14 protein-coding genes are annotated in these 14,784 nt (G+C 54.0%); 7 read left to right on the top strand and 7 right to left on the bottom strand.

Features of this window, described 5'->3' with window-relative positions; genetic code table 11:
- Positions 1–21 precede the first annotated feature (21 nt).
- The 7 genes from ispC to rpsB all read right to left on the bottom strand — a co-directional run bounded on the left by ispC (position 22) and on the right by rpsB (position 6,216).
- Complete coding sequence (ispC, locus tag ACJJIN_RS01055) at positions 22–1,206, bottom strand: 1-deoxy-D-xylulose-5-phosphate reductoisomerase (protein ID WP_444896536.1); 1,185 nt, start codon at positions 1,204–1,206, stop codon at positions 22–24.
- Positions 1,207–1,315: 109 nt separating this feature from the next.
- The gene (locus ACJJIN_RS01050) at positions 1,316–2,161 is read right to left on the bottom strand and encodes a phosphatidate cytidylyltransferase (protein WP_444896535.1); all 846 of its coding nucleotides are present in this window, start codon (positions 2,159–2,161) and stop codon (positions 1,316–1,318) included.
- Positions 2,162–2,283: 122 nt separating this feature from the next.
- Positions 2,284–3,039 (bottom strand): polyprenyl diphosphate synthase, encoded by a 756-nt coding sequence (gene uppS, locus ACJJIN_RS01045; protein ID WP_444896534.1) that lies wholly within the window; start codon positions 3,037–3,039, stop codon positions 2,284–2,286.
- Complete coding sequence (gene frr, locus ACJJIN_RS01040) at positions 3,039–3,596, bottom strand: ribosome recycling factor (protein ID WP_282933674.1); 558 nt, start codon at positions 3,594–3,596, stop codon at positions 3,039–3,041. Before frr ends, uppS begins: the two co-directional genes overlap by 1 nt.
- Complete coding sequence (gene pyrH / locus ACJJIN_RS01035; RefSeq protein ID WP_282933675.1) at positions 3,593–4,330, bottom strand: UMP kinase; 738 nt, start codon at positions 4,328–4,330, stop codon at positions 3,593–3,595. The genes frr and pyrH overlap by 4 nt, the downstream gene beginning before the upstream one ends.
- A gap of 162 nt (positions 4,331–4,492) precedes the next feature.
- Entirely contained in the window at positions 4,493–5,356 is an 864-nt protein-coding gene (gene tsf / locus ACJJIN_RS01030) for a translation elongation factor Ts (protein WP_444896533.1), read from the bottom strand.
- A 113-nt stretch (positions 5,357–5,469) separates the two neighbouring features.
- Positions 5,470–6,216: a 30S ribosomal protein S2 gene (gene rpsB, locus ACJJIN_RS01025; protein ID WP_282933677.1), complete on the bottom strand. Its 747-nt coding sequence runs from the start codon at positions 6,214–6,216 to the stop codon at positions 5,470–5,472.
- 325 nt (positions 6,217–6,541) lie between these two features.
- On the opposite strand from rpsB, the gene map reads away from it, so the two are divergent.
- From map to dapE, 7 genes are all read left to right on the top strand, one after another.
- Positions 6,542–7,312, top strand: coding sequence for a type I methionyl aminopeptidase (map, locus tag ACJJIN_RS01020; RefSeq protein ID WP_282933678.1), 771 nt, complete (start codon positions 6,542–6,544; stop codon positions 7,310–7,312).
- A gap of 122 nt (positions 7,313–7,434) precedes the next feature.
- Positions 7,435–10,140: a [protein-PII] uridylyltransferase gene (locus ACJJIN_RS01015; protein WP_444896532.1), complete on the top strand. Its 2,706-nt coding sequence runs from the start codon at positions 7,435–7,437 to the stop codon at positions 10,138–10,140.
- A 31-nt stretch (positions 10,141–10,171) separates the two neighbouring features.
- Positions 10,172–11,344 (top strand): succinyldiaminopimelate transaminase, encoded by a 1,173-nt coding sequence (dapC, locus tag ACJJIN_RS01010; protein WP_444896531.1) that lies wholly within the window; start codon positions 10,172–10,174, stop codon positions 11,342–11,344.
- 74 nt (positions 11,345–11,418) lie between these two features.
- On the top strand, positions 11,419–12,087 hold the full coding sequence (gene nth / locus ACJJIN_RS01005) for an endonuclease III (protein ID WP_444896530.1): 669 nt from the start codon (positions 11,419–11,421) through the stop codon (positions 12,085–12,087).
- Positions 12,088–12,089: 2 nt separating this feature from the next.
- Positions 12,090–12,434 (top strand): ArsC family reductase, encoded by a 345-nt coding sequence (locus ACJJIN_RS01000; RefSeq protein ID WP_108734022.1) that lies wholly within the window; start codon positions 12,090–12,092, stop codon positions 12,432–12,434.
- A 21-nt stretch (positions 12,435–12,455) separates the two neighbouring features.
- Complete coding sequence (gene dapD, locus ACJJIN_RS00995; protein ID WP_444893179.1) at positions 12,456–13,487, top strand: 2,3,4,5-tetrahydropyridine-2,6-dicarboxylate N-succinyltransferase; 1,032 nt, start codon at positions 12,456–12,458, stop codon at positions 13,485–13,487.
- Positions 13,488–13,581: 94 nt separating this feature from the next.
- Positions 13,582–14,715, top strand: coding sequence for a succinyl-diaminopimelate desuccinylase (dapE, locus tag ACJJIN_RS00990; protein WP_444896529.1), 1,134 nt, complete (start codon positions 13,582–13,584; stop codon positions 14,713–14,715).
- Positions 14,716–14,784 lie beyond the last annotated feature (69 nt).

Raw genomic sequence — 14,784 nt, 5'->3', positions numbered from 1 at the left:
ATTATACGCCGGGCAATGTGTTTAGAGGGCGGCAAGCGCCTGCTTGGCCAGTTCTCGCGCATTGAAATCAATGGCTTCGACTGCCTCGAGCCCCGACAGTTCAACAACGGGAGCCCTATTCATCACTTTTTCTATCACCAATGCAATATCAGTAAATGCTAAACGCCCCTCCAAGAAGGCTTCTACTGCAATTTCATTCGCTGCATTTAAGACTGTTGGAGCACTTTTTCCCTCATTTACAGCCTCTCGCGCCAAACGCAGACAAGGAAAACGATTAAAATCCGGGGCCTCAAAATCCAGCCTGCCTTGCGCAATCAGGTCCAAAGCTGGCACCCCTGCATCAATGCGCTGGGGAAAAGCCAGGGCATGGGCAATAGGCGTGCGCATATCCGGATTACCCATCTGCGCCAGTAAAGAGCCATCCCGGTACTGTACCATCGAGTGAATAATACTCTGGGGGTGCACGACTATCTCAATCTGCTCAGGGCGCGCATTAAACAAATAGCACGCTTCTATAAATTCGAGCCCTTTATTCATCATTGTGGCGGAGTCAACAGAAATCTTCCGGCCCATCGACCAATTGGGGTGTGCACAAGCTTCATCCGGCGTCACCGCCCCCAACTCATTCGCAGCCCGTGTGCGAAATGGCCCGCCCGAACCCGTAAGCAGTATTTTTTCCACGCCCGCAGCTTCGAGATCCTCACAGGGGAATGGCAAACATTGAAAGATTGCATTGTGCTCACTATCAATCGGCAATAGTTGCGCACCACTCTTATTCAAGGCCCTCTGAAATATTGGGCCCGCCATAACAAGCGCCTCCTTGTTCGCCAGCAACACTTTCTTGCCCGCGTCTGCTGCCGCCAAGGTTGGGCGTAATCCCGCAGCTCCTACGATCGCCGCCATGACTGTATCGACCTGAGTATCGGAGGCAACACGACACAAGCCCTCCACCCCACTGAGGACTTCCGTATCCACTTCATCGCCAAGCAGTACTCGCAACTCTTCAGTTCGCGCCTCATCGACAACAACAGCATATTGAGGATTAAACCTCCGACACTGCTGAGCAAGGTCGGCAACCCTTTCACGGGCGGTAAGGGCAAAAACAGAATATTTTTCCGGGTGTCGCGCCAACACATCCAGGGTGCTCACACCGATCGAACCAGTGGAGCCGAGAACGGTAATTTGTTGCGGGGGAATTACTTGCATAGGCCCTTTTCGTACCTCTGATAGCAATATTGCTGCCACCAAACAATTGCACGCCCAGCATTAAGCTGGGCGCTAGCGAATAAAACACAAAGCTGGAGCGGAAACGCCTCTACAAGTATTTCGGCAGCTCGCTCGCAAGTGCGGCCATCGTAAACACTGGAAGAGCCGCGGAAAGGCTATCTATCCGATCGAGGATGCCACCGTGCCCCGGTAACATATGACTACTGTCCTTAACCCCTCTGTGCCTCTTAAACATGCTCTCCACCAGGTCCCCAATAACTGAAGCCAGTGCAGTAACCAAGACACCAAAAGTGAATAAGACAGTATTTTTCAGTGGAAGCTCAAATAGGTAGGAAGTTACGAGGGCCAAAATCAAGCAAGCACCCAAGCCACCGAAAAAGCCCTCCCAGGACTTGCCCGGACTAACTTCTCTAGCCAACTTCCGCTTACCAAACTTGCGGCCGACAAAATAAGCACCGACATCCGCCGCTGCAACGATCGCTACCACATAAAGAACCAGCCAGGCGCCGTGATCCAAGCCCCGCAAAACTACCAGTGACAACCAGGTTGGAACTAACACAACAAGGCCTATCAGGCCGCGTACCCACCGGTTGCCCCACAGAGCAGCACTGGACGGGTAGCTCTGCACCCACAAGAAAGCGAGCGCCCACCAACCACAGGCCACGGCCAGAATCTGGCGGCCGCGGTCGATATCTGGATCATCAAAATTCATTGAAAAGACGTATTGAGCCGTGACCATTAGGGTTAACCCCAATGCGGCCAAAAAAACGAAGCGCAAGGCTCGATTCAAATTCGAGAGGTTGGCCCACTCCCAGCCCGCCAGCAAGATAACCGCCACAAATATCAGTGAAAACCACTGCATTGGAAGTAAAAACAATACCCCCATAAACAGTGCCAATAGCACCAAAGCAGTAATTATTCTTTGTTTTAGCACCGCAAACCCCTTTGTTAGTAACTTGACCACTCTGTCTGGATACTCTGTACAGATCAAGAGCGTGTCGGCAAAGATTTCCAACCAATTTGTATCGCAAGCCTGGCGCCGCAGACTTGCCCGGATCACGCCTGAGCGATCGCGTCATCCCCCTCCGCGCGACCGCCGAAGCGGCGATCACGTAACTCATATTCTGCGATAGCCTTATCCAGCTCGGCTTCGTCAAAGTCGGGCCAAAGCGTATCAGTAAAATAGAACTCACTGTAAGCGGCCTGCCAGAGAATAAAGTTGCTAATACGCTGCTCACCGCTGGAGCGGATCAAAAGGTCTACCGGTGGCAGATCTTGAAGTCGTACGTACTTACCAAGTACATCCTCAGTAATCGACTCTGGGGAGCGCGTACCATCGGCAACCTCTTGAGCCAATCTGCGGGCCGCCTGAGCTATATCCCAGCGCCCGCCGTAATCAGCAGCAATTATCAGGTCGCCCTCAGTCCCTTCGCGGGTGATATCTTCCGCTTCGGCTATAGCGCGCTGCAAGCGTGGAGAAAATCGGTCCCGTCGACCAATAACTCTCAGGCGAACCCCCTCCTCCCGCATCCGCCGGGCCTCTTTGCGCAAATAGGAATTAAACAGGCTCATCAGCAGCTCGACCTCCTTCGGAGGGCGCTGCCAGTTCTCGCTGGAGAAGGCGAACAGAGTAAGCGCTTTAACGCCGCGAGCTTTACAAGCTGAAAGCAGGTCGCGGATACGCTCGACACCAGCCTTGTGGCCGGCTGAAGGGGAAAGGCCCTTTCGGGCAGCCCAGCGCCCATTGCCATCCATAATAATGGCGATGTGACGTGGGCCGGGAGCATGTAGCTCGGTACCACCGATGCTCATTAAATTTCCATCAGATCTTTTTCTTTCGCTGCCAGTGCTTTGTCCACATCAGCGACAAACTGATCGGTAATTTTCTGAATGTCGTCACTTGCGCGACGCTCATCGTCCTCAGAAATTTCCTTATCCTTAACCAGTGATTTCACGTCCGCCAGCGCATCGCGACGAATATTGCGAATGGAAACCCGCGCGGTCTCTGCCTCACTTTTTGCCTGACGAGTGAAGTTCTTGCGAGTCTCTTCGGTCAGCATAGGCATTGGAATACGGATAACCGCACCAGCTGTGCTGGGGTTGAGGCCCAAATCGGACTTCATAATGGCCTTTTCGATGTCCGGGACCAGGTTTTTCTCCCAGGGAGTTACGGAGAGAGTGCGCGCATCCTCAACAGTAACATTGGCAACCTGAGATAACGGAGTATCAGAACCGTAATAGGAAACGTGGATGCCATCGAGAATACTCGGGTGTGCACGGCCGGTGCGAATCTTGTTGAAATTTCCAGCCAGGGCATCAAGTGCCTTACCCATACGAGCTTTCGCGTCTGTTTTTATATCTTCAATCACGATTTCACTTCCTCTTCAATTAAGGTGCCTTCCACGCCGCCAACCACAATATTCAACAGCGCCCCGCTCTTATCCATGCGGAATACACGTACAGGCATATTGTGCTCGCGACACAGGCAGATAGCGGTCAAATCCATCACGCCGAGCTTCTTGTCGAGAACCTCATCGTAAGTCAACTGGTCATAGCGAGTTGCTGTCGGGTCGAGCTTGGGATCAGCAGAGTAGACGCCATCGACCTTGGTGGCCTTCAAAACCAGCTCAGCCTCAATTTCGATACCACGCAGGCAAGCTGCAGAATCAGTGGTAAAGAAAGGGTTGCCGGTACCGGCAGCAAAAATCAGAACTTCGCCACGCTCCAGGTAGCGAATAGCCGCACGGCGATCGTAGTGATCGACAATACCGCTCATTTGAATCGAGGACATCACTCTTGAGGAGATGTCAGATCTTTCCAGGGCATCGCGCAGCGCCAGGGCGTTCATTACCGTGGCCAGCATTCCCATGTGATCACCGGTCACACGATCGAGGCCGGCCGCACTCAGCGCAGCGCCACGGAACAGGTTACCACCGCCAACAACCAGGCCCACCTGGACCCCGATACCAACCAGCTGCCCAATTTCCAGGGCCATTTTGTCCAGCACCTTGGGACTGATACCGAAACCCTGATCACCCATCAGCTCTTCGCCGCTGAGCTTTAACAAAATTCTCTTATACTTGCGGTCTTTAATACCGGGCATTCGTTAGTCCCCTTCAATGTACCTGTTAGTGGCCAGGCCTTGCCGCTGAACATTACAACAATTTCAGTCATTTACACAGAGGGGTGCTCCACTGTGGGCAAGAAACCCCAGCGGAAGCACCCCACTGCGATTGAGTGCCCGAGGGCACCCAATAATATGCGATTAAGAAGAGGACTTAACCTGGGCCGCAACTTCCGCTGCGAAATCCACCTCTTCCTTCTCGATACCTTCACCCACTTCGTAGCGAACAAAGGAAACCACATCGGCACCGGCATCTTTAACCAGTTTGCCAATGCTTACGTCCGGGTTCTTAACAAAAGGCTGCTCTACCAAGCTGTTCTCTTTCAGGAACTTCTTGATGCGGCCACCCATCATTTTCTCTACGATTTCAGCCGGCTTGCCTTCCATATCCGGCTGAGCCTTGATGATGTCCTTTTCTTTTTCCAGGACGTCAGCAGGCATATCTTCCGGCTTGTTCACCTGCGGGTTAACCGCAGTCACGTGCATGGCAACATCTTTAGCCAGCTCGATCTCTCCACCGCTCAGAGCTACCAGGGCAGCGATGCGGTTGTTGGAGTGAACGTAAGCACCTACAACTGGAGCTTCAACCAGCTCGATACGACGCACGCCGATGTTCTCACCGATTTTCTGAACCAGTGCTTCACGAGCAGCTTCCAGCTCGCCTTCCATCAGGGCAGCTACGTCTTGCTGGCGATCGGCAAATGCCTTCTCCACAACCTTGGCAACAAACGCCTGGAAGTTTTCATCGCGAGCAACGAAGTCAGTCTCGGAGTTCACTTCAACCAGTACGCCGTAGCTGCCATCTTCTGCAACTTTAGCGGCAACAACGCCGTCAGCAGCGGTGCGGCCAGCTTTCTTAGCGGCCTTCAGGCCGGAGGCTTTGCGCAGGTCTTCAATCGCCTTTTCGATGTCACCATCAGCAGCCGTCAGAGCTTTCTTACACTCCATCATCGGCAGGCCGGTACGCTCGCGCAGTTCTTTTACCATAGACGCGGTAATCGCCATGATTCAATCCTCGGGGTTCTGTCACTAAAAATTAGAAAAAAGGGGCCGTAATTCGGGCCCCTTTTTGAGTTCGCAGTGTAAAACGACTGTGTTACACCACTTAGCCCTGCAAATTACTCTGCAGCGGCTTCGTCATCGTTAGCTTCGACGTACTCGTCCTTCGCAACGGTGTTACCAGCTTCTGCAGCGCCAGCAAGTACTGCGTCGGCTACAGCTGTGGTGTACAGCTTGATTGCGCGGATAGCGTCGTCGTTACCGGGGATCACGTAATCAACACCAGCGGGATCGCTGTTGGTGTCGACAACACCGATTACGGGGATACCCAGCTTGTTAGCTTCCTGGATAGCGATGCGCTCATGCTCAACGTCGATTACGAAGATCGCGTCAGGCAGGCCACCCATATCCTTGATACCACCGATGGAGCGCTCAAGCTTATCCATGGCACGGGTACGCATCAGAGCTTCTTTCTTGGTCAGCTTCTCGAAAGTACCGTCCTGAGACTGGGCTTCCAGCTCACGGAAACGCTTGATGGAAGCGCGGATGGTTTTGTAGTTGGTGAGCATACCACCCAGCCAGCGGTTGCTGACGTAAGGCTGACCACAACGCTCTGCCTGCTCTTTGATAGACTTCTGTGCAGCACGCTTGGTGCCAACAAACATAATCTTTTTCTTTTGAGCAGTCATGCCCTTGATGATCTGCAGGGCTTCGTTGAAAGCCGGTACAGTGTGCTCAAGGTTGATGATGTGAATCTTGTTGCGGGCACCAAAGATGAATTGACCCATCTTCGGGTTCCAGTAGCGGGTCTGGTGACCAAAGTGAACACCAGCCTGCAGCATATCGCGCATACTTACTTGCGGCATAATAAACCTCTATATATACGGGTTAGTCCTCCACGTATCCCATGCGTCAACCCCTTTCAGGGCACCCAGACACATGTGTCGATGCGTGTGCGGCTTTTACTCGCCCAGGGAGCATCCCCAGGCGGCGCGCTTTATACCACAAGTGCACCCCATAGTGAAGAATTGGCGCCGATTTCGCGCAAATGATCACGCCTCAATGCTATTGGCGGGACGCCTGAGCCATCCTTGCGCCAATAGCGGCAAAATGTGTCCTACAGCCAGCAATCCGCTACAATAGCCCGCCTCTTGGGCGCTACCCGCCCCAACCCAGAAACAAAGGATACGCATGACCTCAGCCATTAAGACCCCAGAACAAATCGCCAAGATGCGCACCGCAGGCCGCCTCGCCGCAGAGGTGCTGGAAATGATTGGCGAGTATGTCGTTCCAGGAGTCACTACCGAAGAACTGGATCGACGCTGCCACGAACACATCGTGAAGGTACAGAAAGCGATCCCGGCCTGCCTCGGTTATCGCGGCTTCCCAAAATCTATCTGCACTTCCGTCAACGAAGTGGTCTGTCACGGTATCCCCTCCGAGAGCAAAATTCTCAAGAAGGGCGACATCATTAATATCGATGTGACCGTTATCAAAGATGGCTGGTACGGTGACACCAGCAAGATGTTCTTTGCCGGCAAGCCCGCCGCCCACGCTGAACGCCTGGTACAAATCACCCAGGAGTGCATGTACAAGGCCATCGAAATTGTCCGCCCCGGCACTACCCTCGGCGATATTGGCCACGTCATCCAGCAGCACGCTGAGAAAAACTATTACTCAGTGGTACGCGACTTCTGCGGACACGGCATCGGCGATGTCTTCCATGAAGACCCACAAATTCTTCACTACGGTCAGCCGGGAACTGGTGAAGTGCTCAAAGAGGGCATGACCTTCACCATTGAACCCATGATTAACGCAGGCAAAGCGGCCACGCGCGTGCTGGGAGATGGCTGGACTGCGGTAACCAAGGACCGCCGTCTCTCTGCCCAATGGGAACATACCATGGCAGTGACTAGCGACGGGGTAGAAGTACTCACAGCACGTAGCGAGGAGAACTTCTAAAGCCGTACTGACAGTGCCGCGAGGAATAATTGCAATACTCGCGGCACCATAGTAGCGAATCTCCGCAAACCGAACCCAAGCCGCCCCCACCTGCGGCAGCCCAAGAGCCAAACGGACTTCCCATGCAGCCGGTCAGCCCTCCCTACTTTGAACGCCCCCTGTTTTTCTTTGATCAGTCTCGTTTTCGCAGGGATTTAAGCTCCGGCGACAAACCCACTCTGGAGATATTCAAAGATGCTGTCGGCGCAGCCGAACGGCAAATGGCAGAGCGTTTTCGCGAGGGAGAGGACGTTGTCACACTGGTACACGAGCGCGCCCTGTTTGTGGACTGCCTTCTGCATTACGCCTGGCACCAGTTCGAGTGGAGAGACGGTATAGGGCTTCTCGCTGTGGGCGGCTACGGGCGCGGAGAGCTACACCCCCACTCCGATATCGATTTACTCATCCTCTCCAACGATCACCCAACCCCGGATACCATCGACAACATAGAGCGCCTGGTGGCCTTTTTATGGGACCTGGGCTTGGATATCGGCCACTCCGTACGAAATATCGAAGAGTGCCTGGAGCTGGCCGCGAAGGACATCACCGTGGCCACCAACCTCACTGAATCCCGCACAGTTGTCGGTGACAGCACTGTTGGCGAGCAACTAACTGCACAAATGGAACACAAAAGGCTCTGGCCTACCGAAGAATTCTTCAAAGCCAAGCTCGCCGAACAGAAAAAGCGGCACAGCAATCAGCAGGCTGCTGAATATATTCTCGAGCCCAATATTAAGAACTCTCCCGGGGGCCTGAGGGATATCCAGACAATTGCCTGGGTTGCCAAATATTTTTTCCAAGTGCGCACCCTGAAGCAACTGCAGGGAAAGGCATTTTTTACCGAGGAAGAGTTCGCCATATTACAGTCCGGGGAAACCTTCCTCTGGCGTGTGCGCTACGGCTTACACCTGCTCGCCGGCCGTGCGGAAGAGCGACTGCTGTTTGACTACCAGCGAGAACTGGCGAAGCAATTCGGTTATGTAGATAGCGACACCCAGCTCGCCGTTGAGCAGTTTATGCACAACTACTACCGCATCGTGATGGCACTGCAGGAATTGAACGATGTACTTCTCCAATATCTCGGCGAAGCCATCCTTCAGCGCAAAGGCAGCCAACTGGTCATTCCGCTAAATGAGCGATTCCAGCTGCGCGACGGCAATATTGAGGTTACCCACCCCCAGGTATTTAACCAGGAGCCCTCGGCCCTGCTAGAGATCTTCGTGCTGATGGCCAACAACCCGGATATTAGCGGAGTACGGGCCTCCACCATCCGCCTGATTCGCGAGCACCGACACCTGATCGACGACCAGTTCCGCGCAGATCCGAAAAATACCCAGTTGTTTATGCAGCTGCTTCGCTCGCCCCGGGGCTTGTCAACCCAGCTATCCCGAATGACCCGCTACCGCATTCTCGGGCGATACCTACCAGAATTTGGGCAAGTAACCGGGCAAATGCAGCACGACTTATTCCATATCTACACCGTGGACGCCCACACTTTGCAAGTTGTGCGCAATATGCGCAGCTTCCGGAGCCCCGAGGCGCGGGAAAAATTCCCGATTGCAGCGGAAATTCTCGAGCGCATGCGCCAACCGGAACTGCTGTATATCGCCGGTCTCTACCACGATATCGCCAAAGGGCGCGGTGGCGACCACTCCAAGCTGGGCGTTGTGGATGCGGCGGAATTCTGCCAGCGCCACCACCTGCCCGCCCGCGACCGGCGTCTGGTTTGCTGGCTGGTAGAAAAGCATCTATTGATGAGCCAGGTTTCACAGAAGCAGGACATCAGTGATCCCGAAGTCGTGCACGCTTTCGCCCGCGAGATGGGTGACCGCGAACACCTGGACTACCTGTACGCCCTCACAGTCGCAGATATCAATGCCACCAACCCGGAGCTCTGGAACAGCTGGCGGGCCAGCTTGATGCGCCAGCTCTACCAGGCCACCCGGCATGCCCTGCGCCGAGGCCTGGAAAACCCCATCGACCGGGAAGAAATTATCGAGGAAACCCGCTGCCAGGCAATGGAAAAACTGGACGCTATGGGACTTCCGCAAGTTTCGGTGGAAAATATCTGGGCGCAAATGGGGGATGATTATTTTGTTCGCGAGACCGCTGACAATATCACCTGGCACACTTCGGCCATCCACGATCTGCACAGCAGCCCCGACACCAGCCAAAAAGACACCCTGGTTTTAACGCGAAACTCAGGGCCTGGCGAGCACGACGGCGCTACCCAGGTTTTTGTCTACACACCTGATAGAGCCAACGTATTTGCCGCAGCGGTTACCGGGCTGGATATGCTCAACCTGAACGTTCACGATGCGCGCCTGTACAATTCTGCCTCCGGTTATACGCTGGATACTTTTTACGTGCTGGATGAAGCGGGCCAACCGCTACTGGACGAACCCCAGCGCCTAGCGCAGATTCGCGACACACTACAGCAGGAATTAGCCCTGGTTGAGGACTACTCAAAGATCATTCAGCGACGTACGCCCCGCCGCCTTAAAATGTTTGAATTGAAGAGCCAGGCTCATCTCTCAACTGAACCCGGCGATCATTACAGCACCCTGGAAATTACCAGTGCCGACAGACCCGGCTTGCTGGCCCGCATCGCGCGAATTTTTATTTCCCACGATCTGCGCCTGCACAATGCAAAAATTTCGACACTCGGCGAACGAGTCGAAGATATTTTTCACATTACCGACGCCGAGGGATCACCACTTACCGACATCGAGGCCAACGGCGCACTGGAAAAAGCCATTTGCCTGGAACTGAACAACCAAGACGCCTAACAGAAAAAAAGCCCGAGGCCCGCTCACGACCATGAACCCAAATCTGGAACAGCTGCAGCCCTATCCATTTACCAAGCTGCAAGCCCTGAAAGAGGGCCTCCAAGCGGCGGACAAGCCGCATATTGCACTGTCCATCGGTGAGCCCAAGCATGCGCCACCGGAGTTTGTCAGTGCAGAGCTTGTTCGACACCTGGACAAGCTTGCCGCCTACCCACTGACCAAGGGAATAGAGCCCCTGCGGCAGGCGATCGCCAATTGGCTGAGCCAGCGTTTTCAGCTATCCAATGTGAGCGCAGATAGCCAGGTGCTGCCGGTCAACGGGACCCGGGAAGCACTTTTTGCATTCGCCCAGGCGACCGTTTCCGCAGGCAGCAAAGTCCTGATGCCCAATCCCTTCTACCAGATCTATGAGGGCGCGGCCCTTCTCGCCGGGGCGCAGCCGCACTTTATTAACTGTGTAGCAGAAAACCAATTCAAACCAGATTTCACCTCGGTGCCGGAATCGGTTTGGCAGCAATGCGAATTACTTTACCTCTGCTCTCCCGGCAACCCCACCGGCGCTCTTCTCGAAGCTGAAGATTTTAAACAGCTGATAGAGAGGGCAGACCGCTACGATTTCACCATCGCCTCCGATGAATGTTATTCGGAGCTGTATTTTGACGAGTCATCACCGCCGGTAGGACTATTACAGGCCTGCGAGGAAATCGGGCGAACAGACTTTCGCCGCTGTGTAGTATTCCACAGCCTATCAAAGCGCTCGAACTTACCCGGGCTTCGCTCGGGCTTCGTCGCCGGTGATGCCGATCTACTGCAAAAGTTTTTGCTCTATCGAACTTACCACGGCTGCGCCATGCCGCTGCCCAATCAACATGCTTCGATCGCAGCCTGGCAGGATGAGGAACACGTCCGCCAGAATCGCTCGCTTTACAGTAAAAAGTTTTCTTCAGTTCTCGAAATTCTCGACGGCTGCCTCGAGGTACAACAGCCACAGGCAAGCTTTTACCTGTGGCCCAAGGTCGGGGATGGTGAGCGTTTTGCCAGGGAACTCTATGAGGCGCAAAATATCACGGTACTTCCCGGTGCATTTCTCGCCCGCGATAGCATCGGCTTGAACCCTGGTCGCGAGTATGTGCGTCTGGCACTGGTAGCGACACTGCAAGAGTGCATCGACGCAGCGCACCGTATAAAGGCATTTTGCAGGTAAGGCCAACTCACTTTTCAAGAACAACTGACAACTCGAGCACATACAGGAACTCCACGCCCAGGCATATCTTAACAATGGCAGTAAAAAATCTACTCAAGCAAGAGCGCGTTACTTATATTTTACAGCGCCTGGAGGAACTCTACCCGGAAACTCCCGTTCCTCTCGATCACAAAGACTCCTATACCCTGTTGGTTGCGGTACTCCTATCCGCGCAATGCACCGATGAGCGTGTCAACCAGATAACCCCTGCGCTCTGGCAGCTGGCAGACAACCCTAGCGATATGGCGCAGGTCCCGGTAGAGGAGATCCAAAAAGTCATTCGCCCCTGTGGCCTCTCACCGCAAAAATCCAAAGCCATCAGCAAGCTCTCGCAGATCCTGATCAACGAATACCACGGCGAAGTGCCCGAGAATATGGCCGCGCTGGAGACCCTACCCGGGGTCGGACACAAGACGGCGAGCGTGGTTATGTCACAGGCTTTTGGGCACCCGGCGTTTCCCGTCGATACTCACATTCACAGATTGGCCCAACGCTGGGGCCTGACGAATGGCAAAAATGTCACCCAGACGGAAAAAGACCTGAAGCGGCTGTTCCCAAGAGACAAGTGGAATAAATTGCACCTGCAGATTATTTTCTACGGTCGCGAGTTCTGCTCTGCACGGGGCTGCGACGGCACCGTCTGTGAAATCTGCACAACCTGCTACCCCAACCGTAAAAACCCCAAGAAAACCCAAAAGGCGTAACCGTGATTACTCTGTACGGCATTAAAAACTGTGACACCGTAAAAAAAGCCCGCAAATGGCTGGAGAAAAATGGAGTCGATTATCGCTTTCACGATTTTCGCGTAGACGGCATGGAAGATGTCCCCCTTCAAGCATGGCTGGATAAATTTGGCTGGCAAGAGGTCCTGAATCGCCGCTCAACGAGCTGGCGTGAACTGAGCGATGAACAGAAAAACGAAATGGACAATGCACTCGCCTTAGATCTGGCCAGTGCGACCCCTACCTTAATCAAACGCCCGGTCACCACCACCTCAAAGGAAACCCTTTTCGGTTTTAAAGAGGCGACCTTCGAACAACTGCAAAGCTAGTCGAATTAGGAGAAAACCACCATGAGCAATATTTACAGCATCGGTTTTGGTGTCGGCACCTGTAACAGCAAGGGCGACTGGCTCGAAGTTTACTACCCCAAACCCCTGTTTAAACCTAGCGCAGAAATCGCTAACGCGGTTACTGAAACTCTCGGCGTGGCAGAGGGAAATCACAGTCTGCCTCTGGACTCCACCCAACTACAGAAATTAGCCGATGCTCTCCACAGTGCAGGCGCCGCTGACCAGGCGGAAATCCTGCAGCAATTCGCCAATTCCCAAAGACCACTCGCAGTAGTTATTTTGGCTACTGACGAAGCCCCGCAGTCCGTGCCGGAGGCCTACCTAAAGCTACATCTTCTCTCCCACCGCCTGGTAAAACCCCACGAGACCAAACTCGACGGTATTTTTGGCAAGCTGGTTAATGTCGCTTGGACCAACCAGGGAGCCATTGATCTCGAGGAATTACCGCAGCGACAACTGGATGCAAGACTCAAAGGTGAATACCTGGATGTCTCCTGCGTGGATAAATTCCCCAAAATGACCAACTACGTAGTACCGGCTGGGGTTCGTATCGCACACACCGCTCGAGTGCGCCTGGGCGCATACCTTGGGGAAGGCACCACAATCATGCACGAGGGCTTTGTTAACTTTAATGCTGGCACCGAAGGGCCCGGTATGATTGAAGGCCGTATTTCCGCCGGGGTATTTGTCGGCGCCGGTTCCGATCTCGGTGGCAGCAGCTCCACCATGGGCACGCTTTCCGGCGGCGGGAATATCGTTATCTCGGTAGGCGATAACTGCCTACTCGGCGCTAATGCCGGCATCGGCATTCCCCTTGGCGACCGCTGCACAGTAGAAGCGGGGCTCTACATTACCGCTGGAACTAAAATCGCCCTGCTCGATGACAGCGGCAAGCTGGTAGAGCACATCAAGGCCAGAGACCTGGCCGGAAAATCCGATTTACTATTCCGCCGCAACTCCACTAATGGTGCAGTGGAATGTCTCACCAACAAGAGTGCTATCGAGCTCAATGAAGCTCTACACAGCAATTAAAATTGCACGGTGCGGAACTTCAGTTCCGCACCGATGCACCCCACCCCTCTAGCCGCTTCTTTGCGGCCCATCTCCCTATACAAGGAAAGCCCAAGTGACTCCCACCCTCCAACTCGCTTTCGACCTGATTCGCCGCCGCTCTGTTACCCCAGAAGATGCGGGGTGTATGGACCTTATGATCCAGCGCCTGGAAAAAATAGGATTCCAGGTAACAAAATTGCGCAGAGACGACACCGATAATTTTTGGGCTGTACGCGATGGCTCTAGTGAAGGCTCCCTACTCGCCTTTGCCGGACACACCGATGTGGTACCCACAGGCCCAGAAGAAAACTGGAGCTGCCCGCCCTTCGAGCCTGAAATTCGCGACGGTTTTCTATATGGCCGCGGTGCGGCGGACATGAAGGGTTCCCTGGCAGCCATGGTGGTTGCCTGTGAGGAGTTCGTTGCGGCACACCCAGACCACAGTGGTCGCATAGCATTTCTGATCACCAGCGACGAAGAGGGCCCCGCAACAAACGGCACCGTTAAGGTTGTCGAGTGGCTCGAGGAGCAGAGAGAAAAGATTGACTGCTGTATCGTCGGCGAGCCATCCAGTAGTGAGCGGGTTGGCGATATCATCAAAAATGGGCGCAGGGGCTCACTCGGTCTGGAACTAAAAGTTCTCGGCACCCAGGGCCATGTAGCCTACCCTCACCTGGCCGAGAACCCGATACATACCCTGGCCCCTGCTCTCGCTGAACTCGCTGCCGAAGAGTGGGACCTGGGGAATGAATTCTTCCCCGCAACCAGCTTCCAGGTTTCCAATATCAATGGCGGCACCGGTGCAACCAATGTTATTCCCGGCGAAGTGGATTTACTCTGCAATTGGCGTTTTTCCACTGAATTAACCGCCGAAGATCTTGAGACCCGGGCCCGCGCAATCCTGGATAAGCACAACCTCAAGTATGAAGCGAACTATAAATTATCCGGATTGCCTTTTCTCACTGCCGCAGGCCCACTGGTTCAGGCAACCCAGCAGGCAATTCTCACCATCACCGGGGAAAAAACGGAGCTATCGACCGCCGGCGGCACTTCCGATGGCCGCTTTATTGCCCCTACCGGAGCCCAGGTCGTAGAACTGGGACCAGTAAATGCCACTATCCATAAAGTGGACGAAAGGGTTGAGGCCGACCACTTGGATATCCTTAAAGATATTTATCGGGAAGTCTTAAAAGAGTTACTCACTTAAATTAATCCGACTCAACCTAGAGGCTCATAAGGGCGAAAGCTCAAAGTATTCTTTTGAGAGGCCCCGGCT

The sequence above is a fragment of the Microbulbifer maximicatervae (SeqCode) genome, from assembly GCF_052467505.1.
This window is presented reverse-complemented; position numbering and strand designations above follow the sequence as displayed.